At 63.2% G+C, this 21843-nt stretch carries 30 protein-coding genes and 1 riboswitch; of the genes, 15 read left to right on the top strand and 15 right to left on the bottom strand.

Annotation, left to right across the window (positions count from 1 at the left end; genetic code table 11):
* Window positions 1-14 precede the first annotated feature (14 nt).
* The 4 genes from gndA to CB0101_RS03145 are packed head-to-tail and all read left to right on the top strand — an operon-like array spanning window position 15 to window position 3162.
* Window positions 15-1430: an NADP-dependent phosphogluconate dehydrogenase gene (gene gndA, locus CB0101_RS03160; protein WP_010308246.1), complete on the top strand. Its 1416-nt coding sequence runs from the start codon at window positions 15-17 to the stop codon at window positions 1428-1430.
* Window positions 1431-1434: 4 nt separating this feature from the next.
* Window positions 1435-2163, top strand: a complete 729-nt coding sequence (gene pgl, locus CB0101_RS03155; RefSeq protein ID WP_010308249.1) for a 6-phosphogluconolactonase — start codon at window positions 1435-1437, stop codon at window positions 2161-2163.
* A gap of 8 nt (window positions 2164-2171) precedes the next feature.
* On the top strand, window positions 2172-2723 hold the full coding sequence (locus tag CB0101_RS03150; protein WP_010308252.1) for a CIA30 family protein: 552 nt from the start codon (window positions 2172-2174) through the stop codon (window positions 2721-2723).
* Between the two features lie 13 nt (window positions 2724-2736).
* Complete coding sequence (locus tag CB0101_RS03145; protein ID WP_010308255.1) at window positions 2737-3162, top strand: hypothetical protein; 426 nt, start codon at window positions 2737-2739, stop codon at window positions 3160-3162.
* 136 nt (window positions 3163-3298) lie between these two features.
* Here the strand turns inward: CB0101_RS03145 and CB0101_RS03140 are convergent, their stop codons facing one another.
* The 4 genes from CB0101_RS03140 to upp form a co-directional block, all read right to left on the bottom strand.
* The gene (locus CB0101_RS03140) at window positions 3299-4294 is read right to left on the bottom strand and encodes a transporter substrate-binding domain-containing protein (protein ID WP_168187932.1); all 996 of its coding nucleotides are present in this window, start codon (window positions 4292-4294) and stop codon (window positions 3299-3301) included.
* Between the two features lie 107 nt (window positions 4295-4401).
* On the bottom strand, window positions 4402-6093 hold the full coding sequence (gene ilvD, locus CB0101_RS03135; protein WP_010308261.1) for a dihydroxy-acid dehydratase: 1692 nt from the start codon (window positions 6091-6093) through the stop codon (window positions 4402-4404).
* A gap of 53 nt (window positions 6094-6146) precedes the next feature.
* Window positions 6147-6443 carry a hypothetical protein gene (locus CB0101_RS03130; RefSeq protein WP_010308264.1) on the bottom strand — a complete coding sequence of 99 codons (297 nt, stop codon included), beginning with the start codon at window positions 6441-6443 and terminating at the stop codon, window positions 6147-6149.
* A 44-nt stretch (window positions 6444-6487) separates the two neighbouring features.
* Window positions 6488-7132: a uracil phosphoribosyltransferase gene (upp, locus tag CB0101_RS03125; RefSeq protein ID WP_010308268.1), complete on the bottom strand. Its 645-nt coding sequence runs from the start codon at window positions 7130-7132 to the stop codon at window positions 6488-6490.
* 31 nt (window positions 7133-7163) lie between these two features.
* Between upp and CB0101_RS03120 the strand changes: the two genes are divergently transcribed.
* The 3 genes from CB0101_RS03120 (at window position 7164) to cobW (ending at window position 9553) form a co-directional block, all read left to right on the top strand.
* Window positions 7164-7700 (top strand): pentapeptide repeat-containing protein, encoded by a 537-nt coding sequence (locus CB0101_RS03120; protein WP_043717485.1) that lies wholly within the window; start codon window positions 7164-7166, stop codon window positions 7698-7700.
* Window positions 7701-7730: 30 nt separating this feature from the next.
* A riboswitch (cobalamin riboswitch) is annotated at window positions 7731-7885 on the top strand.
* A gap of 23 nt (window positions 7886-7908) precedes the next feature.
* Window positions 7909-8496, top strand: a complete 588-nt coding sequence (locus CB0101_RS03115; RefSeq protein WP_010308278.1) for a HupE/UreJ family protein — start codon at window positions 7909-7911, stop codon at window positions 8494-8496.
* A gap of 1 nt (window position 8497) precedes the next feature.
* On the top strand, window positions 8498-9553 hold the full coding sequence (gene cobW / locus CB0101_RS03110) for a cobalamin biosynthesis protein CobW (RefSeq protein ID WP_029552940.1): 1056 nt from the start codon (window positions 8498-8500) through the stop codon (window positions 9551-9553).
* A 23-nt stretch (window positions 9554-9576) separates the two neighbouring features.
* On the opposite strand, the gene CB0101_RS03105 is transcribed toward cobW, so the two are convergent.
* Window positions 9577-9930: a hypothetical protein gene (locus tag CB0101_RS03105; RefSeq protein ID WP_010308285.1), complete on the bottom strand. Its 354-nt coding sequence runs from the start codon at window positions 9928-9930 to the stop codon at window positions 9577-9579.
* Window positions 9931-10024: 94 nt separating this feature from the next.
* Here CB0101_RS03105 and purS point away from each other — a divergent pair, with 94 nt between their 5' ends.
* Genes purS through CB0101_RS03090 form a run of 3 tightly spaced genes read left to right on the top strand, consistent with a single transcriptional unit; the run spans window position 10025 to window position 11932 of the window.
* Complete coding sequence (gene purS, locus CB0101_RS03100) at window positions 10025-10294, top strand: phosphoribosylformylglycinamidine synthase subunit PurS (protein WP_010308288.1); 270 nt, start codon at window positions 10025-10027, stop codon at window positions 10292-10294.
* 2 nt (window positions 10295-10296) lie between these two features.
* Window positions 10297-10950, top strand: a complete 654-nt coding sequence (purQ, locus tag CB0101_RS03095) for a phosphoribosylformylglycinamidine synthase subunit PurQ (protein WP_010308292.1) — start codon at window positions 10297-10299, stop codon at window positions 10948-10950.
* Window positions 10951-10957: 7 nt separating this feature from the next.
* A complete protein-coding gene (locus CB0101_RS03090) occupies window positions 10958-11932 on the top strand; it encodes an LD-carboxypeptidase (RefSeq protein WP_010308296.1) in 975 nt (324 codons plus the stop codon).
* 67 nt (window positions 11933-11999) lie between these two features.
* Here CB0101_RS03090 and CB0101_RS03085 read toward each other — a convergent pair whose 3' ends face one another.
* Window positions 12000-12590: a peroxiredoxin gene (locus tag CB0101_RS03085; protein WP_010308299.1), complete on the bottom strand. Its 591-nt coding sequence runs from the start codon at window positions 12588-12590 to the stop codon at window positions 12000-12002.
* Between the two features lie 153 nt (window positions 12591-12743).
* Between CB0101_RS03085 and CB0101_RS03080 the strand changes: the two genes are divergently transcribed.
* Window positions 12744-13067 (top strand): hypothetical protein, encoded by a 324-nt coding sequence (locus CB0101_RS03080; protein WP_010308302.1) that lies wholly within the window; start codon window positions 12744-12746, stop codon window positions 13065-13067.
* 5 nt (window positions 13068-13072) lie between these two features.
* Here CB0101_RS03080 and CB0101_RS03075 read toward each other — a convergent pair whose 3' ends face one another.
* Together CB0101_RS03075 and CB0101_RS03070 are read right to left on the bottom strand one after the other, a co-directional pair.
* Window positions 13073-13351, bottom strand: a complete 279-nt coding sequence (locus CB0101_RS03075; RefSeq protein ID WP_010308305.1) for a DUF427 domain-containing protein — start codon at window positions 13349-13351, stop codon at window positions 13073-13075.
* Window positions 13352-13383: 32 nt separating this feature from the next.
* Window positions 13384-13809 carry a hypothetical protein gene (locus CB0101_RS03070; protein ID WP_010308309.1) on the bottom strand — a complete coding sequence of 142 codons (426 nt, stop codon included), beginning with the start codon at window positions 13807-13809 and terminating at the stop codon, window positions 13384-13386.
* A 316-nt stretch (window positions 13810-14125) separates the two neighbouring features.
* Here CB0101_RS03070 and CB0101_RS03065 point away from each other — a divergent pair, with 316 nt between their 5' ends.
* The gene (locus CB0101_RS03065) at window positions 14126-14527 is read left to right on the top strand and encodes a hypothetical protein (protein WP_010308313.1); all 402 of its coding nucleotides are present in this window, start codon (window positions 14126-14128) and stop codon (window positions 14525-14527) included.
* 21 nt (window positions 14528-14548) lie between these two features.
* Here CB0101_RS03065 and CB0101_RS03060 read toward each other — a convergent pair whose 3' ends face one another.
* A complete protein-coding gene (locus tag CB0101_RS03060; protein WP_010308317.1) occupies window positions 14549-15691 on the bottom strand; it encodes a fatty acid desaturase in 1143 nt (380 codons plus the stop codon).
* 97 nt (window positions 15692-15788) lie between these two features.
* Complete coding sequence (locus CB0101_RS03055) at window positions 15789-16787, bottom strand: NAD(P)-dependent alcohol dehydrogenase (protein WP_010308320.1); 999 nt, start codon at window positions 16785-16787, stop codon at window positions 15789-15791.
* A 434-nt stretch (window positions 16788-17221) separates the two neighbouring features.
* Here CB0101_RS03055 and CB0101_RS03050 point away from each other — a divergent pair, with 434 nt between their 5' ends.
* Together CB0101_RS03050 and CB0101_RS03045 are read left to right on the top strand one after the other, a co-directional pair.
* Complete coding sequence (locus tag CB0101_RS03050; protein ID WP_010308325.1) at window positions 17222-17455, top strand: DUF2811 domain-containing protein; 234 nt, start codon at window positions 17222-17224, stop codon at window positions 17453-17455.
* A 228-nt stretch (window positions 17456-17683) separates the two neighbouring features.
* Entirely contained in the window at window positions 17684-18184 is a 501-nt protein-coding gene (locus CB0101_RS03045; protein ID WP_010308330.1) for a helix-turn-helix transcriptional regulator, read from the top strand.
* A 95-nt stretch (window positions 18185-18279) separates the two neighbouring features.
* Here CB0101_RS03045 and CB0101_RS03040 read toward each other — a convergent pair whose 3' ends face one another.
* Window positions 18280-18675, bottom strand: a complete 396-nt coding sequence (locus CB0101_RS03040) for a hypothetical protein (RefSeq protein WP_010308334.1) — start codon at window positions 18673-18675, stop codon at window positions 18280-18282.
* 8 nt (window positions 18676-18683) lie between these two features.
* A complete protein-coding gene (locus tag CB0101_RS03035) occupies window positions 18684-18932 on the bottom strand; it encodes a DUF3721 domain-containing protein (RefSeq protein WP_246833815.1) in 249 nt (82 codons plus the stop codon).
* Window positions 18933-19097: 165 nt separating this feature from the next.
* Between CB0101_RS03035 and CB0101_RS03030 the strand changes: the two genes are divergently transcribed.
* Window positions 19098-19445 (top strand): PAP/fibrillin family protein, encoded by a 348-nt coding sequence (locus CB0101_RS03030; protein ID WP_210409961.1) that lies wholly within the window; start codon window positions 19098-19100, stop codon window positions 19443-19445.
* 113 nt (window positions 19446-19558) lie between these two features.
* Here the strand turns inward: CB0101_RS03030 and istB are convergent, their stop codons facing one another.
* Genes istB through istA form a run of 3 tightly spaced genes read right to left on the bottom strand, consistent with a single transcriptional unit; the run spans window position 19559 to window position 21731 of the window.
* The gene (gene istB, locus CB0101_RS03025; protein ID WP_136643950.1) at window positions 19559-20422 is read right to left on the bottom strand and encodes an IS21-like element helper ATPase IstB; all 864 of its coding nucleotides are present in this window, start codon (window positions 20420-20422) and stop codon (window positions 19559-19561) included.
* Entirely contained in the window at window positions 20419-20979 is a 561-nt protein-coding gene (locus CB0101_RS03020) for a hypothetical protein (RefSeq protein ID WP_136643949.1), read from the bottom strand. The genes istB and CB0101_RS03020 overlap by 4 nt, the downstream gene beginning before the upstream one ends.
* The gene (istA, locus tag CB0101_RS03015; RefSeq protein WP_168187931.1) at window positions 20901-21731 is read right to left on the bottom strand and encodes an IS21 family transposase; all 831 of its coding nucleotides are present in this window, start codon (window positions 21729-21731) and stop codon (window positions 20901-20903) included. Before istA ends, CB0101_RS03020 begins: the two co-directional genes overlap by 79 nt.
* Window positions 21732-21843: the final 112 nt, after the last annotated feature.

The following is a 21843-nucleotide window of genomic DNA, read 5'->3' as shown; positions in this document are numbered from 1 at the left end:
CTTCCAACCCTGCGATGGACAAGGCCCATTTCGGCCTGATTGGCCTTGGCGTGATGGGAGAGAACCTTGTGCTCAACGCTGAGCGCAACGGCTTCTCAAGCGTCGTCTACAACCGCACCTACGCCAAGACCGAGGAGTTCCTCAAGGGGCGCGGAGCTGGAAAACAGATCATCGGCGCCACGTCGCTCGAAGATTTCGTCGCCAAGCTGCAGCGTCCGCGCCGCATCTTGATGATGATCAAGGCCGGCGACCCGATCGACGCCATGATCGAGCAGATCTCTCCTCTGCTCGAGGAGGGTGATCTGCTGATTGACGGAGGTAACTCCCTCTACACCGACACCGAGCGCCGTGTGGCCACGCTGGAGAGCAAGAGCTTCGGCTACATCGGCATGGGTGTCTCCGGCGGCGCCAAGGGTGCCTTAGAGGGGCCGAGCATGATGCCGGGCGGCACCAAAGCCGCCTACGACGCGATCGAAAGCCTGGTGCGCAAGATGGCGGCCCAGGTCGACGACGGCCCCTGCGTCACCTACATCGGTCCTGGTGGTGCCGGCCACTTTGTTAAGACCGTGCACAACGGCATCGAATACGGGATCGAACAGATCCTCGCCGAGGCCTACGACCTGATGAAGCGCAGCGCCGGCATGAACGGCGACGCCATGGCCGACGTGCTCAAGCAATGGAACGCCACCGAGGAGTTGTCGTCATTCCTGGTGGAGATCACCGAGATCTGCCTGCGCACCAAGGATCCAGCCGATGGTGCTGATCTGGTGGAGAAGATCGTCGATGCGGCGGGCCAGAAAGGCACGGGCCTTTGGACCGTGGAGAGCGCCCTGCAGATGGGTGTGCCCGTTCCCACGATCTATGCCGCCCTCAATGCCCGCGTTCTCAGCTCGATGCGCAGCGAGCGCATGGCCGCTGATGGCCTGATTCAGGCACCGGCCTCTCGTGCCATCAACCTCGGCACTCCAGCCGATGCGATGGCACCGCTGATGGATGCCTGTGTGCTCGCCTGCATCGCCAGCTACGCCCAGGGCATGGCGCTGCTGCAGGAAGCCTCCAAGCTGCACAACTACAACCTCGACATGTCGGCCATCGGCCAGATCTGGAAAGGTGGCTGCATCATTCGCGCCCGGCTGTTGCAGCGCATCCAGAACGCCTACACCGCCAAGGCTGATCTCGCCAATTTGATGGTGGATCCCTGGTTCGCGGATCAAATCCAACGCCGCATCGCCGGCCTGCGCCAGGTGGTGGCTGGGGCTGCCGCTGCAGGAATCCCTGTTCCCTGCTTGAGCAGCTCGCTCGATTACATCGACAGCTACTTCACCGGTCGCCTGCCCCAGAACCTGGTTCAGGCGATGCGCGATTGCTTCGGCTCCCACACCTACGAGCGCGTCGATCAGCCCGGCACCTTCCACACCGAGTGGATGTGAGCCGATGACGGCCTCAGCGACCTACAAGCTGGAGGTGGCTGCGGATGCCACCCAGCTGGCACGTGTCTGCGCCGAGCGGATCGCCGCGTTACTCGACCTCGCCCTGGATGAGCGCGACCGCGCCCATGTGGCGCTCTCCGGCGGAACCACGCCGGCGGCTGCTTACCGCTTACTGAACCAGGAACATCTGCCCTGGAACCGGGTGGATGTGGTGCTCGGCGATGAACGCTGGGTGAGTGCCACAGATCCCGCGAGCAACGCCCGCATGTTGCGGGAAACGCTGCTCGCTGAGGGCGGCCCCGGTGCCCAGGCCCGCTTTCATCCTGTGCCCACGGAGCTCCCCACACCAGAGGCTTCGGTGGATGCCTTCGAGCGATACGTCCGCGATCTCTGCCCGGGAGATCCGCCTGTGTTTGATGTGATGCTGCTGGGCCTCGGCGACGATGGCCATACGGCTTCACTCTTCCCCGGCACCCCCGCCACCCAAGAGCGCACCCGTCTGGTGACGATCGGAGCTGGCAAAGGGATGGAGCGCATCAGCCTGACGGCACCGGTGCTCAGTGCGGCGCGTCAGGTGATGTTTCTGGTGAGCGGTGCTGGCAAGGGCGAGGCCCTGCGGCGCCTGCTTGATCCTGCGGAACAAGCGGAGCGCACACCCGCCAAGCTGGTGCAACCGCAGGCTCCCGTGTTGGTGCTCGCGGACGCCGAAGCGGCCCAAGCCCTGTCTGCCTGATCTCCTCGATGCTTGTTCCCCAGCCGATCGCCAGTGGTGATGGCTTTGCCGGCTGGCAGGCCCTGAACGACACGATCATGGGTGGCCGCAGCCAGGGGGCTGTGCAGACCACCAGCGAGGGGCTGTTGCTTCAGGCCTTTGTGGAGCCCGAAGGTGGTGGGTTCGTGAGCTGCCGTTCACCGGTGTTTGATCCGCCTCTGGATCTCTCCGCTTATGGAGCCCTCGAGCTCGCGGTTGATGGTGACGGCCGCCGCTACAAGCTCGCCATCGCTTGCCGCGATGGGTTGGCCGGTCTCACCGAGCTGATCCCTGGAGGCCTTCGCTGGGTCGCCGAATTTTCCACGCGTCCCAACGGCACTTCCGTTGTGGTGATTCCGTTCAATCGGCTCACCCCCAGCGTGCGTGCCACCCCGGTGGGTTTACCGGTGCGGTTTGATGCCGCAGGCGTCACGCGGCTGCAGATTCTCCATTCCAAATTCGGCGACATGGGCGGCCGTAACCCTGGATTCCGGCCTGGCGAGCTGCAGTTGTTGATCCGTTCCATCCGGGCTGTGGTGTGAGAGGCGAGCGCTGATGGATCTCTCCCCCTTTGATGCCGGCGAGCCAGTCGATCCCTTCGAGATCTTTCTCGTGGATCTGGCCAAGGCGGCCGATCTCTGCCTCAAGCCGTATCGCCATGCCCTGCGGTTCAGTGGCGAGGCTCCCACCACCATTGGTGAGTGCAGCGATTGCGCTTTATTGATCGAAGCGCGCGACTGCGACGGTGTGCGCGTGGAGCAGTGCGATCTGGAATTGGAGATCTACCGCAGCGGCGACGATCTCAACTTGATGCTCAGTCGCGTGCGCGACGAACAAGCCCCCATGCTCTGGCACGGGAGCCATCCAGTGTGGATGCATCCGGCTAGTGGCGAACGCTGCGAGCGGCCCGCCGATGGAGCGCCGCTGGAGGCGTTCTGCCGGCGGATACGTGCTTCGTTGATTTCTGTGGACATCTACTAGTATTTATAAGAGTGTGAGCCATCTTTTGGGTTCTATCCACAACTAGAGCGAAGTTTCTGGTCGATCGCGGATCGCTACCTGCCATGATGCAACCACCACCAGTCTTTATGCTCTTCTTGCATCGTCATATTTAAATTTACGGCTGTTGACTGCCAATTGCCTTTTGGACTTCCAGGGTTATCCGTTCGCTGATAATGCTTCGGTTGATCTTGTCTCGGAGCTGATCTGGTAACCCCTTGCTGAGTCCCAGGCTTTGTGGAAGCTTGAAACTTGCTTCACCGTCATCAAACGTTACCCTGCTTCTGTATATGGGTTTTCTTTCTATCTCTTTTGCGTGGTCTTCATCGATTAATCCATAATCGATCTCTCTGTTTGCAAGGGCATTGACGAGATCTTCCTCGCTGGAGAATCTGCGGAGATTTCCGAATGGCTCTTCCAGTGCGTCGCTGGTTGCGGTGAGCAGGCTAATTGCCGCACTTTCGTCAAATACTCCGATTCGGTCGCTTGTTGCGAACGTCGTTTCTTTTAAGGATGGAAGGGTTACGCGAGTTGATTCTTGATCGTTGATCAGACTTTTGGTCAGACTCGCGGTGAACAGCGTGATCACAATTGTGCGCATTAGGCCAATGGCCGTCCACATCACAACTGTTTTGGGCTTCTGGCCTAAGAGGTTCAAGCCCGTGCCGATCAGCACCATGCCTGTGTGCTGGAGAAATTCTCTCGAATTCCAGCGCTTACGTTCCAGTATCGGCTGTAGCGTGGCTGCTGTCAGTGCGAGTCCTATCAGTGCCGACAACGAGATCAGAAAGGCCTGATTGCGCGCTAACCAAGCTAAAAAGCTCAGTGGTCCTGCTGTTTTTCTCCGTTGCAGCAGCCTGAGCCCGCGCTCATTCATCGGTGCTGAGAAGTCAATCCGATCTGTTCGCTCTGGCGTCACCGTTAGGCAGGTGGCCAATACATCAATCTCTTGATTTGCCAGTTGGCGTATGCCCTCCCGCAACGATGGGATTGGCTTGATCTTTTGATCGATATCGAGGTCGGCGGACGCCTTGATCCAGAAGTCATAGGTCCAGCCGGACCAGCTCCCGCTTTCACGAAACGAGCAAGGTGCCAGTCCCACAGGCACGCCCACGGTGATGGGCTGCGCCCGCCCTGGGGCCGCCAAACCCAGGAGTATTAAACCCGCGACTGTTGGCAGAAACCGCTTTCTGTAGGCCAAGGGTTCAGCTCGGCACAGCGTTAATCATGGTTGGCGCTGAGTTCAGCCTGATCGGTGACGGCGCCCTTGCTGCTGGAGCTCACCAAACGGGCGTATTTGCCGAGCACACCGGTGCGGTAGCGGGGTTCGGGCCTGGTCCAGGCGGCGCGGCGCTTGGCCAACTCGGCCTCCTCCACGTTGAGCTGGATCAGCAGTTGGTTGGCATCCACCGTGATGCTGTCGCCCTCTTCCACCAGGCCGATCATGCCGCCCACGGCGGCTTCCGGTGCCACATGACCCACCACCAGACCGAAGGAGCCTCCGGAGAAGCGGCCATCGGTGATCAGCGCCACGGAATCCAGAAGGCCCTGGCCCACGATCGCGGCGGTGGGGCTGAGCATTTCACGCATGCCGGGGCCGCCAACGGGGCCTTCTTGGCGCACCACCACCACGTCGCCAGGGTTGATCTGCTTGTCGAGAATGGCGGCGAGGCAGGTTTCCTCGCTTTCAAACACGCGCGCGGGGCCGGTGATCACCGGGTTCTTCACACCGCTGATCTTGGCCACGGCGCCTTCTTCAGCGAGGTTGCCCTTGAGGATGGCCAGGTGGCCCTTGGCATAAAGCGGATTGCTCAGAGGGCGAATCACGTCTTGCCCAGCGGGGGGCACTGAGGGCACATCGGCGAGCACCTGCTTGAGGGTTTTGCCTTCGATCGTTTGGCAGTTGCCGTGGAGCAGGCCGGCATCCAGCAGGAGCTTCATCACCTGGGGGATGCCACCGGCCTGATGCAGGTCCACGGTCACGTAGCGGCCGCTGGGCTTGAGATCGCAGATCACAGGCACCCGCTGGCGAATGGTCTCGAAGTCATCGATCGAGAGGTCAACGCCGGCGGTGCGGGCCACGGCGAGCAGGTGCAGCACCGAGTTGGTGGAGCCCCCCACGGCCATGATCACGCTGATGGCGTTTTCAAAGGCCTCGCGGGTCATCAGGTCGCGGGGAAGGATGTTGGCCTTGATCGCCTCAGACAGCACCTCCGCGCTGCGGGCGGCGCTATCGGCTTTTTCGGGATCTTCGGCCGCCATCGTGGAGCTGTAGGGCAGGCTCAGGCCCATCGTTTCGAAGGCAGCACTCATCGTGTTGGCGGTGAACATGCCGCCGCAGCTGCCGGCGCCGGGGCAGGCGTTCTTTTCGATCGCGGTGAGCTCCTGCTCGTCGATCTTGCCGCCGCTGTACTGACCCACCGCCTCAAAGGCGCTCACCACCGTGAGATCGCAGGCGCCGAGCTTGCCCGGCTTGATCGTGCCCCCGTACACAAAGATCGAGGGGATGTTCATGCGGGCCATGGCGAGCATGGCGCCGGGCATGTTCTTGTCGCAGCCGCCGATGGCCAGCAGAGCATCCATGCTCTGGCCGTTGACGGCGGTTTCGATCGAATCGGCGATCACCTCACGGCTCACCAGGGAGTACTTCATCCCCTCGGTGCCCATCGAGATGCCATCACTCACCGTGATCGTGCCGAACATCTGGGGCATCGCGCCGGCCGCATGGGCGGCCTCCTCGGCGCGGCGGGCCAGGTCGTTCAGGCCCAGGTTGCACGGCGTGATCGTGCTGTAGCCGTTGGCGATGCCGATGATCGGCTTGCTGAAGTCGCCGTCACCGAAACCAACCGCCCGAAGCATGGCGCGGTTGGGGGAGCGCTGAATGCCCTGGGTGATCGCGGCGGAGCGAAGCATGGCTACGGCAGTGTCGTAGCAGCAACCTACCGAGCGGCCTGGCCAGAAACGGCTCAGCCCTGGGTGCTCATGCTCTCCAGCTGGCGGCGCACGTCTTCGATGGCCTGATTGAGCTCATGCACCTTGTCTTGCAGTTCGGTTTCTCGGAGGGGCCTCTGGCTGCTCTTGGGGTCCACGGCCTCGTCTTCTTTCCAGGAGAGGCGATTGATCCGCAGGCTGCGGGCCTGGCGATGCTGATCGCGGCGGCGCTCCGCTTCTGAGAGCAGCCACCACCCGAGGCCAGCTGCACCAATCAGGGCACCGGCCAGCAGGGTGCCCAGGGAGCCGGAACCGCTGTCTCGGTTGGCCATCGCGCCGTTGCCTAAATGCAGTGTGCTCAGCCTACGAACTTCGGCTAGCCCAGGCCATAGAGGCGTTGTTCCGCGTCACCGAAGCCCGGCAGGATCCGGCCGCTTTCATCGAGTTCCGCGTCGATGCAGGAGGTGTAGATGGTGAGGTCTTCGTAGCGCTCGCCCAGTTGCTTGAGGCCAGGGCTAGCGGTGAGAGCTGTGATCACTCTCAGTTGCACGCCGCTCACGCCTCGCTGCTCCAGGAGCTCGAGCACGCGTATTAAATCCTGGCCACCGGCCACTTGCGGGGCAAACACCAGAACCCCGGCTCGCGCTGGGATCGCCTCAGGCAGGGTGTTGCACCACAGTGCGGCTCCCTCGCCCTCGCTCACGCCCACATGGGCCACGGATGCACTGGGCACCACCGGCCGTGCTCCCTCCCAGAGCGACAGTCCGCCGCGAAGCAGAGGGATGGCCAACATCGGCACCGACCAATCCACCACCGTGCCCTCAGTGCTCGCCAGCGGCGTTTGCACCTGCACCCGTTGATAGGGAATCCAATCGCGCATCGCCTCGTAGGTGAGCCAACGCCCCAGTTCCGCCATGGCGGTGTTGAACAGCGCCTGCGGGGTTTCGCGATCGCGCAGCAGGGTGAGCCAGTGGCCGATTAGGGGATGGGGCGGCACCACCACTCGCAGGGTCTTGCTCATCGATCGCGCTGCGGCGGCTGCCTGCAATAACTTGGCTGCCCAACGTAGTGCTGCCGTGTTGCCGCTTCCACGCTTCCTGGCTGACGCGCTGCGGGCGGCATTTGTGCTGGTGCTCCCCCTGCTGTTGTGGTGCCAGAGCGCCGCTGCGATCACGGCGCCTGAATTGCGCGGGCAGCGCAGCGTTCAAGACCTCCAGCCCGACATGCATGGCCGGAACCTGCAGCAGCAGGAATTTCTCAAGGCCAACCTCGAAGGTTTTGATTTCAGCGAAAGCGACTTGCGCGGCGCCGTGTTCAACACCGCCAACCTGCAGGGCGCCAATTTGCATGCCGCAGACCTGGAAGACGCTGTGGCCTTCGCCAGCCGCTTTGACAACGCGGATCTCAGCGACGCGGTGCTTCGCAACGCGATGTTGATGAATAGCAAATTTGCGGGCTCGGTGATCGACGGCGCCGACTTCACTGATGCGGTGCTGGATCTGCCCCAACAAAAGGCGCTCTGCGAGCGAGCCGGCGGCACGAACGCACGCACGGGCGTGAACACTCGCGACAGCCTCAACTGCCGCTGATCACCCAACGAAAGCCCCACTTCACGGACCCACTACATTGATGGCGTCGGTTCTTCGGGGGATCAACCCGAAGAGGAAACGGGGAAAGACCGGTGTGAATCCGGCGCTGTCCCGCAGCTGTGATCGAGCCGGCTCCCTGGGTCTGGTTCGCAGTCAGAACGCCCGCCGGTTTTCGCTCCCTCAACCCTGACGCGGATCAGGTTCAGACATGTTTCACCGCCTCATGCCGGTTGCCGGCGCCCTGGCTCTTCTGGTGGCAGGGCCTGCCTTGGCTCACCATCCGATGGAGGGCATGCAGTTGGTGCCCAGTGCCTTCACCGGTTTGATCAGCGGTCTGGCCCACCCCCTGCTCGGCCCCGATCACCTGCTGTTTTTGGTGGCCCTCGCCCTGGTGGGTCTGCAGCGCTCCGGCCGCTGGATGATCACCCTGCTCGCCGTGGGGCTCGCAGGCAGTTCCCTGGGTCTGATCTGGCCCGGTTTGCCGGCGGCTGAGCTGTTGGTGTCGCTCACGTTGGTTGTGGAAGGCCTGGTGGTGCTGGGCCGCTTGCCCCAGGGCCTGCTGCTCCCGGCCTTTGCGCTGCATGGCTACGTGCTCAGCGGTTCTGTGATCGGTTGGGAGAGCACCCCCATCGCCACCTATCTCCTCGGCCTGTTGCTGAGCCAGGGAGCCCTGCTGCTGGCGCTGCTCAGCCTGCGAGGCGTTGCGCAACAGCTCAATGTTCAGACGCGCACTCTGCTGGCGGGAACCTTGATCGGCATCGGCGCCGCCTTCAGCTGGACCACTCTGGTCGCCTGAGATGCCTGCAACCCATCGGCGCTTGCCGGTCACCGTGGTGACGGGCTTTCTGGGCGCGGGTAAATCCACGCTGCTCCGCCAGCTGCTGCTGAACAGCGGATTGCGCCTCGCCGTTCTTGTCAACGAATTCGGCGAGGTGGGGATCGATGGCGATCTGATCCGCAGCTGCGGCTTCTGCCCGGAGGAGGAGCTCGATGGCCGCGTGGTGGAGCTCGCTAACGGCTGCCTTTGCTGCACGGTGCAGGACGAGTTTCTGCCCACGATGCAGGTGCTGCTGGAGCGCGCCGATCAACTCGATGGGATCGTTGTGGAAACCAGTGGTTTGGCCCTGCCGGTGCCGCTGGTGCAGGCCTTTGGTTGGCCTGAAATCCGCACCCGCACCCGTGTGAGCGGCGTGATCACGGTGGTGGATGGTGAGGCCCTTGCTGCCGGCAGCGTGGTGGGAGATCCCACGGCCCTCGAGGCGCAGCGCCTGGCCGATCCCAACCTCGATCACCTCAGCACCATCGAGGAGCTGTTTCACGATCAGCTGGATGCGGCTGATCTGGTGTTGGTGAGCCGCGCTGACCGGTTGCAGGCCGATCAAATCGAAGCGATTACGGCCCAGATCACAGCCCAGGCTCGCCCAGGGGTGTCGGTGCTGCCGATGCAACGCGGTGAGGTGCCGGCGGCGTTGTTGTTGGGGCTGGAGCGTGAAGACCATGGGGACCACGGCTCGCATGACCATGACGACCACGACCACGACCACGACCACCACGACCACAGCCATGTGGCGATGCAATCAGCGGTGATTCGGTTGGAGGGTGCCTTCGAGCGCAGCCAACTGGAGGCAGCTCTCGATGCGCAGATTCGATCGCAACAGCTGCTGCGCCTGAAGGGCCGTGCCTGGTTGCCCGGCAAGCGTCATCCCCTGCAGATCCAGGCCGTGGGTCCACGGATCGAATGTTGGTTTGACAGCCAGGCCCCGGCTGAGCGGCCTGCGGCGGATGGCCTCGAAGTGGTGGCGCTCGGGTTGTCGGTGGATGGTGCTGCCCTAAAGCAAGCCCTTCAGGCGTAACGCTGCGCCGGGGTGCTCAGTGGTTAATCCAGGGGGAAGTCGCCCTTGGTGCAGACCCCGTCCCAGCAGAGGGCCCGTTGGGCCGTCCACACCGGCTGCACTGTTTTCGTGATGCCCGCGGGATCGCGCAGGGTTATTTCACCGCGGCCATTGCTGCGGAACACCAGGGTCTGGGAGCCCACCTGCAGCCACCAGTGCTCACCCACCTGCTCAATCGTGAGGGTGCAGGGCTGCCACGGTCCCTGCGCGAGCTGGCACTCCACCGGCAGGCTCAGCTTGGGTTCGGCGTGGGCGGCTGTGAGTCCGAGCCAAGGCACGAGCAATCCCGCTGCCAACCAGCCTGGGCAGATGCGCTGGGTGAGGCGGCGATGCAGCACGGGCCGACCAGGCGGGAACTACCTCCACCGTGACCATGCACAAGGGGGTGTGGCAGTCGGCCTGCCAAGATTTAACAATCCTCGTGGAGCTCAGGTGCCGCTCTTCTCCGCTCGCGTGTTGGTGTCCCTCAGGCCGTCGGTGTTGGATCCCGCCGGAGAGGCCACTCGGGCTGCTGCAGCTCGCTTGGGCGTGGATGGCGTGAGCAAGCTGCGCATCGGTAAGGCCGTGGAGGTGGAGCTGGAGGCGCCGGATGCTCAGACCGCCCGCGCCCAGCTGGAGTTGCTGAGCGATCGCCTGCTGGCGAACCCGGTGATCGAGAACTGGACCCTCGAGCTCAAGGACGACCACAGCGCAGGAGCCTGACGATGAGCCTCGGTGTTGTGGTCTTCCCCGGTTCCAATTGCGACCGGGATGTGCAGTGGGCTGCCCAGGGGTGCCTGGGCATTCCCACGCGCTTCCTTTGGCATGAGGAGCGTGACCTGAGCGGGCTGGATGCGGTGGTGATCCCAGGCGGCTTCAGCTATGGCGATTACCTGCGTTGCGGGGCCATCGCTCGCTTTGCGCCGGTGCTGCAGGAAGTGGCAGCCTTCGCCGAGCGCGGCGGCCGGGTGCTGGGCATCTGCAATGGCTTTCAAGTGCTCACGGAAATGGGCCTGCTGCCTGGTGCACTGACGCGCAACCAAAAGCTCCACTTCCTCTGTGAGCCCACGGATCTGCGGGTGGAGCCCGGCCAGTGCGCATGTCTGCAGGGCTACAGCAGCGGCGAAGTGGTGAACTTCCCGATCGCCCACGGTGAGGGCCGCTACCAGGCCGATCCTGCACTGCTGCAGCAGTTGGAGGATGGGGGACAGGTGGTGCTGCGCTACTGCAGCAACCCCAACGGCTCGGTGGGTGATGTGGCGGGGCTCACCAATGCCAAGGGCAATGTGCTCGGGCTGATGCCCCACCCGGAGCGAGCTTGTGATCCCGCCACGGGCGGTGTGGATGGGCGTCGTCTGTTGGCCAGCCTGATCGGCTGAGCCTGGGATGCGGCGACGCCGGCTGCTGCAGGCGGGTCTTGCCCTGGCTGGTGGATCCCTGGCGAGCCGCTCCCTGTCTTGGGCCCGCAGCCCAGGATCGGCCGGCCCGTACCCCCCTGCCCTCCGGCCGGGTAGCCGCATTGCTGCCTTGGCACCGGGCACCTGGCTCGATCCCAACGATCCATGGCTGGATCAACTGAGTCGGCGCTGCACGGCCCAAGGCTGGGAGCTGGTGCGTTCACCGGCGCTCCAGCAGCGTTGGCGCTGGTTTGCCGGCTCTGATCGGCATCGCGACACCGCTTGGCGCAAGGCCTGGCTCGATCCACAGGTGGATGCCCTTTTTTATGTGGGGGCCGGCTGGGGCAGTGCCCGGGTGCTGGAGCAGGGCTGGGCAATTCCGCCTCAGTCCCGCTGGTGTGTGGGCTTCTCCGATTGCTCGGCCCTGTTGCTGGCCCAGTGGGCCGCGGGCAGTGCAGGAGGCATCCACGGCTGGTTTGGCGGTGAGGCGGCCCAATGGCAGCGGCTGGTGGATCTGTTGGAGCACCGCCCTGTGGCGCCGTTGCAGGGGGTGGGTGTGCAGGACGGTGTCGCCCAGGGGCCATTGGTGGTGAGCAATCTCACCATCGCCACCAGCCTGATTGGCACGCCTTGGTTGCCACCGCTCAAGGGCGCAATCCTTGTGCTGGAAGACACGGGCGAGGCGCCGTATCGGATCGATCGCCAGCTCACCCAGTGGCGCAGCAGTGGATTGCTGGAGGGTGTTGCGGGGATCGGCCTCGGGCGGTTCAGCTGGGCGGAAGACGATGTGCTGCCCGGTGATTTCTCGATGGACGAGATCCTTCTGGAGCGGTTGAAGCCGCTGGGGGTTCCCCTGGTGCATCAGCTGCCCGTGGGCCATGGCGTGCCCAACCTGGCTCTGCCGCTAGGCCGCCAGGCGGAACTGGATGGACGCACGGGCCGCCTCCGACTCCTCACCGCCTAAGGCTGCCCACAAAAAAAGGGCCCCGAAGGGCCCTGGCGACACGTTGCTCACAGGCGAGGGCGCGTGATCAGTTGACGGCAGCGAAGAACTCCTTGCTCTTCACGGGGTCGGGGTTCATGGTCTTCTCGCCGGGGGTCCAGTTGGCGGGGCACACCTCGTCGGGGTTGTTGCGGATGTGCTGGAAGGCCTGGAGCAGACGCAGGGTCTCGTCGACGCTGCGGCCCACGGGCAGGTTGTTGATGGTGCTCTGCATGATCACACCATCTGGATCGATGATGAACAGACCGCGCAGGGCCACGCCAGCTTCCTCGTCGAGCACCTCGTAGGCACGGGCGATGTCCTTCTTGAGGTCGGCCACCAGCGGGTAGGCGATGTCACCGATACCGCCGTTTTTGCGGTCAGTCTGGATCCAGGCCAGGTGGGAGAACTGGCTGTCCACCGACACGCCCAACACTTCGCAGTTGCGGCTGGAGAACTCGCTGTAACGATCAGAGAAGGCGGTGATCTCCGTCGGGCAGACGAAGGTGAAATCGAGGGGATAGAAGAACAGCACCACGTACTTGCCGCGGTAGGAGGAGAGGGTGACCTCCTTGAATTTCTGATCCACCACAGCGGTGGCGGTGAAATCGGGAGCCTGCAGACCGACGAGCCTGGACATAGGTACGCAAGAGTGTTTGGTGGGACGCTGGATGGTCAGCTCGAGAAAACCCGTAAGCGGACCGACTTCCAGTTGTCGCTGTGACAAGTTATCACGCTTTCTGGCGTGGCTGGGGCCGCCTAGGCTCGTCTTACGAACCGCACCATCCCCCTGATGAGCTGGGATCCCACGTTGTTGCGCAAATACAGCAGCACCAACCACTACAAGCTGCTCAATCAAGTGCGCAGCGACCTGAAAGAGCAGCCGATCACGCGGTCCGGTGGATCCTCTTCGCGGCGAGGCGGTAGTAGCGCAGCCAGCAGCCAAGAAGCAGCCGGCGATCGGCCCCGTGAGCGTGATCGAGATCGGGATCGCGACCGGGATCGTGGCCTGTCCCGTCGCCGCTCTGCGCCGGTACCGGCACCGGTTGCTGCTAGCCCCGCCAATAGCTTTGACCCCATCGTGACGGTGCCGGTGTTGATCGAGCCCTTTGAGTAAGGCGCTCAGCCCACGCTCACGCCACGCCAGAAGGCGATTCGCCCTTTGATCTCCGCGGCCGCGGATTTGGGTTCGGGGTAAAACCAGGCCGCGTTGCTGTTCACGTCCCCGTTCACCACCACGTCGTAATAGTGGGCTTCGCCTTTCCAGCCGCAGGTGGTGCGGTGGTCGGAGGGCTTGAAGTGCTCCATCACCAGGCTTTCAGCCGGGAAGTAGGCGTTGCCTTCCATCTTCACGATGTCCTCGCTGCTGGCGATCACCACTCCGTTCCAGCTGGCTTGCATGGCCGATCTGCAAAGGCCACATCATGCAGGCCTCAGGGCCGCAGTGGATTGTCCAGGCGATAGCTGCCGCTGCGCAGGCCTGCAGGTCCCTGGTCGCTAAAGCGCAATTTCAATTCGGTCAGCGCGGTGATTCCCTCAGCACTGGCCGGACGGCTGAGGCTCAGCGCTGCGGGGTAGCTCATGGTCTGTCCTTCCACGCAGCTGGGGCCACCTTTGTAGATGCAGCTGTTGACCACTAGGTTCCCCTGCCCTTTGGCGCCATTGGCATCCCAGCGAGTCCAGCGGATCTCGCTCACCATGATCCCGCCGTCGGCACAGGAGATCTGAATCGCGCTCGGCCGGATCACGCCCTGGCCGGCGCAATCGATCAGCACGCGTTGCGCTGGGCTGGGTTCCGCCGTGGCCGCTAGGGGCAGGGAGACAACAGCGCAAAGCAGAAGGGCACGCCGGGTGAACATCGATCGGGTACGGCTGAGCTCAGCATGCCGCGTTTGCTAGAGGCACGCAGTCGTAGTGCGACACGGCTGAGACGCACTCTGAACTGGACGGCTTGACGGTGCGGCTGGCGCTGTGAGCTGATGGGGTCAGCCCCTGTGGTGTGGATGTCTCCCTTGCGCGCTACCTCCCCTGCAGCTCCACTGGATCAGGCGGAGTGGAAAGTCGTGCGGTTGCCATCCGCGCTCGACTTAGCTCGATCCGGTGAGCGCAAGCGGCCCTGGCTGACGCGTTCCGAGGAGCAAGCCAAGCAAGAGGCTCGGATCGAGCGGGTGCGGCGTGAAAACGGCATCCCGTCACCTGACGAATGGATGTGGTGAGCGGCGGCTGGGCTCCCTCACCGCTGAAGATGGGAGCTTCATCGGCTTCACCCCCATGCGTCGCCTGTTTGCGGCCCTGGCTCTGATCTGCGCCTCCACCTTCAACCCGGCTCTGGCCCAGGGCAACCCCCCGCCCGAGGTGGTTGCCCAGCAGCAGCAATTGCAGAGCCTGCTCGATGACGCCATCGATGCGATTCGCGCGAACAACGAGCCTCAGGCCTGCTCCCTCCGCACTCAGGCCTTCAGCATCCTCAGCTCGAATCTCCAGGCGTTTGAAGCGGTCTTCCCGGCCAACGATTGGAGCGATTTGCAGACCTCGCTGCAAGGCAGTGTGGCCCGCTGCACGGCCAAGGGCTACTGATTTGGATGACGGTGCCATGGATCAGAAATAGAAGCCGCCGTCGGTGGGGTTTTGCCGCACGGCTCCGCACCGGGTGGCGACCCGCCACAGGGCTTGGTGAATGGGGGTGGGGTCGTAGCGCACCAGCAAGGGGTAGTGCTGCCGTAGCAGCGCTGTGCCGCGCCAGGCGTTGTAGTGGGGAATCCGTGAGTTCACGTGATGGCACACGTGCGTGGAGCCGATGCCGTGGTGGAGCAGATTGAGCAAAGCTCCGTAGGGCCGATCCACGGTTTGCAGGGCCCCTTTGGCCCAGGTCCATTCAGCTGAGCTGTAGTGAGGGATCGCTACATCGGTGTGTTGCAGCCAGGTGTAAATCACCAACCAGGCATTCACCACCACATACGGGAGCCCGTACACACACAACACACGCGCCGGCGACGTGAGCACGGCGGCATACACGAGCGCCATCAGCATCAGCACCAAGCCGATGTTGGAACGCACCATCCAGCCGCGAAAGTTGACCGGAAACAGCGGTTTGATCCCCTGTTGAAAGGCGGCGCCGTTCCAGAAATGGGAGGTGGGACGGCCGTAATCTTCACCACCGGTGGCACCAACAAAGAGGTAGAGGGGCCAGCCCAGAATCAGATGGGTGACCATCGAGAAACAACCAAACAGGGTGGTTCCCAGCTGCTGGCGAAGCTGTTCGGTGGCTCGACCGGAAGCCGACGTATGACGGGGCGGTACATGGGTTTCGCCGCCCTCGAGGTGGTTGCAGTGGGCGTGGTGCACGGCGTGGCTGCGGGCCCAGCTGTAGTACGGCACCAGCAGAGCGCTGTGCAGCACAAAGCCCACCACGCCTTCCACGCGGCGATTGGGATGGAACGCGTTGTGCCCGCATTCGTGAGCTAACACCCAACAGCCCATGGCCACGGTTCCGGTGACCAGTGCATAGAGCAGCCAAATGGGCGTTGCCGCCCAGCTGAGTGGCAGCTGGGTTCCGGCGGCATAGGCCAGCGTTGAGAGGCCAACGGATAGCGCCAAGCTGCCCCAGGCTTTCAGCGGATGGAAGCGGGTGAGCTCGGCCGGAAGGCAAGCCAGCAATTCCGTTTTGCTGGGATACCAAGGCCCACCTTGGGGATCGGCAACGCTCTGGGGGCGGGCTTCAAGAACAACAGGAGGCGTCAACCGCGCACCTGCTTCAACGTGACGTTCACACGGTCTTTATCTTTCCTTAAGACTCTATGAGAGCGGCGGTTCTGGCGTGGGCCGCAGGCCTGAGTGCTCAGGCCTGATCGAGCACGAACCGGTAACGCACATCGCCGCGGCGAAGACGGGCAATCGCTTCATTCACTTGATCCATCGGCAAGTGCTCAACGGCAGGTTGGATCTGATGGCGCACGCAGAAATCGACCATCTTGAGCAAGCTGGCGGGGGATGAGGTGGGGCTGCCAGTGATGGAGCGTCGAGCTGCGATCAGATCGAAAGCGCCCACCTGGATGGGCTCCAGCACAGCCCCTATCTGATGCAGCCGGCCCCGCGGCGCCAACGACCCCATCACCTCGGCCCATGGAAGGGCGTGGTTCACCGTGTTGATCACCAGATCGAAGCGGCCGGCTAGATCGCTCAGCGATCCCAGGGCGTGCACGTGATGGGCACCGAACCCACGGGCTTCCTCGGCTTTGGTCAGGTTGGTGGTGAGTGCAGTGACCTCACAACCCCAGGCGCGGGCGAATTGAAGCGCCAGATGCCCGAGCCCACCGATTCCGATCACGGCCACCCGAGCCGTGGGTGACACCGCTTCATCGATCAGGGGCGCGAAGACCGTGATGCCTCCGCAAAACAGTGGGCCCGCTACGGCTGGATCCATGCCCTGGGGCAGGGGAATCGCCCAGTCCTGACGGGCGGTGACATGACTGGCAAAACCACCCTGCCGGCCCACGATCGTGGCCTCCAGCGAGCTGCAGAGGTTGCCTGTGCCACCCAGGCATTGGCCGCAATGGCTGCAGCTACCGCTGATCCAGCCCAGTCCCCGTAACTCACCGATCACGCCGGGATCCACACCTGCTCCCACCTGCACCACCCGGCCCACCACCTCATGGCCAGGCACCAGTGGGTACGCGCTCATCCCCCAGTCGTTGTCGAGCATCGACAAATCGCTGTGGCAGAGACCGCAGTGGAGAACCTCCAGCACCAATTCGTCTTGGGCGGGCTCCAGCAACGGCCGGGTCGACGGCTCCAGACGACCACCGGCTTCTGTGGCCTGCCAAACGGTGATCGTCATGCGGAGGTCCAGCGCACTGGCCTCGTTTTAGGCACAGTCGGGTGGTGATGGAGCGGCAGCGGTCAAGGTGGTTCCGACACCGAGTGCAGCTCTGATCGCGAATCCTTGCTCCTCTGGTGCGACCGATCAGCAGGGCTGAAGAGCGAATCCACCAACACCCCTGAGCCTCTTTTCCCCAGGTTTTCCACACCTGTCTCTGGGGAGACTCTTGTCGGGGACAGGCCATCTCCACCGTCATCGGGAAAACAGTTCTCCCCTTGACAGGCGTCCATCGGGGGGTGCCCGGCTGCCCAGAGAGGAGGACTAGCTCACGCAGAACCACTGCGGTGCAACGCTTCTCAACTTGCATTGCGTTGGGAGCACCCTCCGCAGCCTGTTTTGACGGCAGGTGGCATCCCGTGCGCTGATGGTGCGGTCAAAGCGAGCGAGGTGCGATGCAGGCGATTCCCGACCACATGCCGGAACACGTGAGTGTGGAAAACCAATTCCCGGCGGATCTCTTCGATTCGATGGTCGGTTTCATTGAGCAGCACCCCCAGTGGGATCAGTACCGGCTGATGCAATCGGCATTGGCGGGCTTCTTGTTTCAGCAGGGCTGCCAGGACAAACCGGTCGTGCGCCACTACCTCGACGGGCTGTTCCGCAAGCCCGAAACCGCTCAGCGGTGAGCGCTGGGGCTCAGGCATGAAAAAGCAGGGTCACCAGCCCTGCCATCTGCTCCTTTGAGCCTGATCCCCAAGTTCAAGCTATGGAGCGCGCGGGGTGTTCCTGTGTTTCAGCCGAATCCCTTTCGCATCACGCAGAGATCATGAAGCGATCTGGAAAACAATGCTGGGATCAGGGTTTTTGCTCCGTTTTCGAGGAGACTGAAAGCACACAGAAGGGCGGTGCTGCAGATGGCCTATACCGCGCAGCCACTCGATCGCTATGAAGGGCATCGCATCATCCTTAAGGCGATTCATTATTTCTCTGAACATTACGCAGAGGCTTTAACGATTCCGAAGCTGAGTCGTGACTTAAGAATCTCGCTGATCCATTTAGAAGCAGCCTTTGATCTGTTGAAAGGAAAAACGGCCCATCAGGCGTTAATCGACTACAGGCTGAGTCGCCTTTGCGATCAGATGAGCCACGACCCATCAGCGCACATTGGTCAGCTGCTTGCCCGATGCGGACTGCAAGACGAAGGGCATTCCCTCTTCTCAGCCTTTCACCATGCCAATGAGGCTTTCATCAGCTGCTTTGGCATTGACCTGGTGGAGTTTCATCAGCAGTGTTGCCTCGCGGAACTGGCGCGCCTGCAGCGCCCTCAGGGCCCCTTTTCCGATGACTCGGCGCCCCTGCATGGGACCCCTAGCCATCAGACACGTTTGATGACCCGGTTTCATCGCCCGGTTTAGAGGGTCTTGAGCCGGGAACCAGAGTTGCTGCAACAGGTTCTCCAGGCACGGGCTTCAATCAGCTGGTTGGTCTAGCAGCGCATCGGTTGCACGCTTCAGTGCTGATGGGCCGATGGATGCTCTGCGCAGGGCATCCACAGATCACCCATCGCATGCACACCCTCGCAGCCAAGGGTGCGTGCCTTCTCAAGCGCCACCTCCTTACTGGGATAGGCCATCAGCTGCTCTTGAACAGCCGCACTGCGGTGGTGTTGATGCCCGTTTCCTGGGCTGATCGACCAGATCCCCATGGCATTGAGGCCTGCCACGACCACACCCATGCCCACCACGCAGGCGTTCACCACACCCATCCCCATAACGCCCAGGCTGAATACCCCCATCGGCACGACACCAATGCTCACCACACCCATCGGCACCACGCCGATCGAAATGATTCCCAGCGGGGCGATGCCAACGGCAATCAGTTTGGGCGGATCACCACAGCTGCTCATCGTTTTTCTCAGGGCTTCTGCTGGGTATGGCTGTTGGCATCACCATGGGTGGAGCAGGGCATCCATTGCTTGCCCATCTGGTGCGCTCCGGTGCAATTGAAGTGCTTTTTGGCGGCTGCTTCTGCGTCTGCTTTGGTGGCGTACAGGGCAGGTACGCCTGTTTCGGCACGGGCCGCGCCTGTTGAGCCAAGGCATGAGCCGATGGCCATCAAAGACAAGAGCTTGTGCAGCCCTCTTGCTTGAGAGATTGGCAACATCACATGGCTCACCCGCTGCGAACCCTAAGCCAACTCTCCAGTTGACCTGGGGAAGAGGAGTCTTCGGTCACTGGATCGTCACAGGGATCGTTGGACTCTCTGATAGATCTCTCACCAGGCCGTTGATCTGGTCAGGATGGGCTGGTCTGCACAGACTTCAGAGCCATGAGTGCACAACGGCGCACTCTGGTGCAGCTACTGAGCCAGGAACCAAGGGGTTCTGCCAATCGGCACCGACAGCAGGTTGGGCAATTGATCGAAGCGCTGGAGCAACAACAGCCAGCCAACCTCGCGGCTCCCGGTTCACTCGAGCTGCTTGAGGGTGTGTGGGAATTGCGGTGGAGCAGCAGCCAACAGCCTTATTTGGCTGTCGCGCCCTGGCTCGAGAACCTCCAGTGCTTGGCACCGTCGCAGGGGCGTGGAATGAACCTGCTGCGATTGGCGGGCCCTTTCACGTCTGTCAAGCGACATCCGCTTTTGGTCCTCCGGCGACACGAAATCTGGTCCAGCTGATGGTCTGCTGATGGGGGCCTTCCGTTGGCTTTTCGATCGTTGCCTCATCGGTGTGTGTCGTGACGTGGTTGTTGTGGGCTGCGGAACCTGTGCTGCCTGATTCGAGTTTTCCTTCAGGCCTCCTCACTGGGCGGCGGTGGCTGTAGGCCAGCGCTGTCCTGTGAGGAGGAACCGCCCGCCTGCGGGCGGATGAGACCGCTGCGACGTTTCCCTTTGAGCCGGTAGCTGTCGCCCCGGATCGTCAGCACGTGGCTGTGGTGCAGCAGCCGATCGAGGATTGCCGTGGCAACCACCTGATCACCAAACACCTCGCCCCACTCCATGACGGGGCGGTTGGAGGTGATCAACACGCTGCCGCGCTGGTAGCAGCGGGAGATCAGCTGGAAGAACAGATAGGCCGCGTTCGGCTCAAGCGGCAGGTAGCCGAGCTCATCGATGATCAGCAGCCGGGTTTTGGCGTACTGCGTCAGCCTTGCTTCCAGGGCGTGCTGCGCCTGGGCTTTGGCCAGGGCTGTGATCAGCTCCATCGCACCGACGTACTGGACGCTGTGACCGAGCCGCACCGCCTCCCGGCCCAGTGCCACGGCCAAGTGGGTCTTACCCACACCCGGCGGTCCGAGCAGTAGCAAGGTGTCGCCGTTGGCCACCCAACGGCAGGTGGCCAGCTCGCGGATTTGGGCCGGATCGATCGACGGCTGAGCCTCGAAATCAAATGCCTCCAGCGTCCGCACATACGGAAAGCGCGCCAGCCGCAGCGCCATTTCCATCCGCAGCTGGTCCTTGCGAGCCACCTCAGCTGTGCAGAGCCAGGTCAGCGCCTCACGCAGGTTCATCTCCCGCCTTGCCGCCTCCTCCAGGAGCGCATCGAGGCGATCGCGGATGGCCGGTAGCCGCAGGCGGGTAAGCATCGCCTCCAGCTCCTCGGTCGGCACCGGTGGCGTGATGGGTGTGGATCGGTTGCGCGGGTTGGTGCTCATGCCGCTACCTCACCGATCAGCTCGGCATAGACGGCCAGAGGCCGGGCCAGTTCAGAGCTGCGAACCATGCGCCGCTCCTGCTCTTGCTCCTGTTCTTGATCACAACGCTCGCTGGTGTCCCGCAGCGAACGCACCGCCTCGCGCCGCTGCCGTTGCGGCACCAGGCCATCCCAATGGCCGTCGATCACCTGGCGGCTACGGCTACCAGGCCGCTGACGCCTGTGCTCAGCCACGATCCTGCCGCCATGGCGGATCAGAACCTGTTGATCGCGCACCAGCACGCTCACCCGCTGGCGGATCAGCGCCTGCGGCGCCGAATACCAGTTCGCTTCCACTTCCACGCAGCAGTCGCTGTGCACAACGCGCACCAGCTCCCGCTCTGCCAAGAAGGACGGCTTGGCCTCCAGCGGCTGCAAGGCCTGGGCTTCTGCGCGCATAAACCGCTCCAGCGGCGCCTCACCCGTGGTGCCATGCACCCTCAGGTCAGCGACCTCACGGGTCCAGCGCACCAGATGGGCCTCCAGCTCCGCCCAGCTGCTGAACTCCCGCCCGGCCATGGCGTTGCGTTTGACGTACGCCACCCCACGTTCGTCTTTGCCTTTCGTCCTGGCCCGGTACGGCCGGCAGGCGCGGGGCTTGAACCCCCAGTAGCTGGCGAACTGCTCAAGCCGCTGGCAAACACCAGGATCTGTCGTTCCGGATCGTGCTGACTCACCAGGGCGCGAGCGTTATCCACGAGCACCTCCTGAGGCACACCGCCCCAGTGCCGGAACCCCTCCTCCAGGGTTGAGAGCCAGTGGTCCTGCTTCTCGCTGCGGAACGCCCGCACCAACAGTCGCCTGGAGTATCCCAAGGTGAGCACCGCCAGGTGCACCCGCACCCGCTCGCCGCCAATACGCACCACGCACTGGCCAAAGTCCGCCTGCAGCTGCCGGCCCGGTGGCGTCTCAAACCGCACCGTCGCCACAGCTGCGTTGCGCAGCTCACGCCGCCATGGCTCAACCGCACGCTCCACCGTGCGCAGGCTCACCTTGATTCCCTTCTCACTGGCCAACTCCTGCCGCAGCACGTCGGCATTGCCGCGGTGGGCCAGAAATCGCTGCCGCAGCCACTCCCGTTGACCATCGAGAACCGAGGTGCGGCAGGGCTTGCCATAGGGCTGCCAGCCACCCTGCCGTAGGTACTTGCGCACCGTCTCCGGCGAACAGCCCAGTTCCCGGGCAATCCGTCTACGGCCCCAGCCTGCTGCCGAAAGCCGCTGCATCGCCTCCACATCCTGAGGGGTCTGCACCGGCATCTCCGCAGCCATCGGCTCCAGAGATGACGCCCCTGCGCTCACCGTGTCGTCAGGCCTGGCTCGCTCCACAGGGTGGACCAGTTTTCGTGTCGCCGCCGGACCAGTTTTTGCTGTCGCCTGACAC

It is taken from the genome of Synechococcus sp. CB0101, assembly GCF_000179235.2.
Lineage (GTDB): Bacteria > Cyanobacteriota > Cyanobacteriia > PCC-6307 > Cyanobiaceae > Vulcanococcus.
Note: the sequence above shows the minus strand (reverse complement) of the source record. Positions and strands in the feature narration are given on the sequence as shown.

Bases quoted from the DNA above. Each gene is read 5' to 3' on its own strand.
- CB0101_RS03115 (WP_010308278.1), top strand. From the start codon at position 7,909: ATGTTTCACCGCCTCATGCCGGTTGCCGGCGCCCTGGCTCTTCTGGTG.
- cobW (WP_029552940.1), top strand. From the start codon at position 8,498: ATGCCTGCAACCCATCGGCGCTTGCCGGTCACCGTGGTGACGGGCTTT.
- CB0101_RS03055 (WP_010308320.1), bottom strand. From the start codon at position 16,787: ATGACGATCACCGTTTGGCAGGCCACAGAAGCCGGTGGTCGTCTGGAG.
- CB0101_RS03075 (WP_010308305.1), bottom strand. From the start codon at position 13,351: ATGCAAGCCAGCTGGAACGGAGTGGTGATCGCCAGCAGCGAGGACATC.
- CB0101_RS03020 (WP_136643949.1), bottom strand. From the start codon at position 20,979: ATGGCCGGGCGGGAGTTCAGCAGCTGGGCGGAGCTGGAGGCCCATCTG.
- CB0101_RS03150 (WP_010308252.1), top strand. From the start codon at position 2,172: ATGCTTGTTCCCCAGCCGATCGCCAGTGGTGATGGCTTTGCCGGCTGG.
- ilvD (WP_010308261.1), bottom strand. From the start codon at position 6,093: ATGCTTCGCTCCGCCGCGATCACCCAGGGCATTCAGCGCTCCCCCAAC.
- CB0101_RS03145 (WP_010308255.1), top strand. From the start codon at position 2,737: ATGGATCTCTCCCCCTTTGATGCCGGCGAGCCAGTCGATCCCTTCGAG.
- upp (WP_010308268.1), bottom strand. From the start codon at position 7,132: ATGAGCAAGACCCTGCGAGTGGTGGTGCCGCCCCATCCCCTAATCGGC.
- pgl (WP_010308249.1), top strand. From the start codon at position 1,435: ATGACGGCCTCAGCGACCTACAAGCTGGAGGTGGCTGCGGATGCCACC.
- CB0101_RS03040 (WP_010308334.1), bottom strand. From the start codon at position 18,675: ATGAGCAGCTGTGGTGATCCGCCCAAACTGATTGCCGTTGGCATCGCC.
- CB0101_RS03085 (WP_010308299.1), bottom strand. From the start codon at position 12,590: ATGTCCAGGCTCGTCGGTCTGCAGGCTCCCGATTTCACCGCCACCGCT.
- CB0101_RS03030 (WP_210409961.1), top strand. From the start codon at position 19,098: ATGAGTGCACAACGGCGCACTCTGGTGCAGCTACTGAGCCAGGAACCA.
- purQ (WP_010308292.1), top strand. From the start codon at position 10,297: ATGAGCCTCGGTGTTGTGGTCTTCCCCGGTTCCAATTGCGACCGGGAT.
- gndA (WP_010308246.1), top strand. From the start codon at position 15: ATGGACAAGGCCCATTTCGGCCTGATTGGCCTTGGCGTGATGGGAGAG.
- CB0101_RS03130 (WP_010308264.1), bottom strand. From the start codon at position 6,443: ATGGCCAACCGAGACAGCGGTTCCGGCTCCCTGGGCACCCTGCTGGCC.
- CB0101_RS03070 (WP_010308309.1), bottom strand. From the start codon at position 13,809: ATGTTCACCCGGCGTGCCCTTCTGCTTTGCGCTGTTGTCTCCCTGCCC.
- CB0101_RS03050 (WP_010308325.1), top strand. From the start codon at position 17,222: ATGCAGGCGATTCCCGACCACATGCCGGAACACGTGAGTGTGGAAAAC.
- istB (WP_136643950.1), bottom strand. From the start codon at position 20,422: ATGAGCACCAACCCGCGCAACCGATCCACACCCATCACGCCACCGGTG.
- istA (WP_168187931.1), bottom strand. From the start codon at position 21,731: ATGGCTGCGGAGATGCCGGTGCAGACCCCTCAGGATGTGGAGGCGATG.
- CB0101_RS03035 (WP_246833815.1), bottom strand. From the start codon at position 18,932: ATGTTGCCAATCTCTCAAGCAAGAGGGCTGCACAAGCTCTTGTCTTTG.
- CB0101_RS03045 (WP_010308330.1), top strand. From the start codon at position 17,684: ATGGCCTATACCGCGCAGCCACTCGATCGCTATGAAGGGCATCGCATC.
- CB0101_RS03080 (WP_010308302.1), top strand. From the start codon at position 12,744: ATGAGCTGGGATCCCACGTTGTTGCGCAAATACAGCAGCACCAACCAC.
- CB0101_RS03090 (WP_010308296.1), top strand. From the start codon at position 10,958: ATGCGGCGACGCCGGCTGCTGCAGGCGGGTCTTGCCCTGGCTGGTGGA.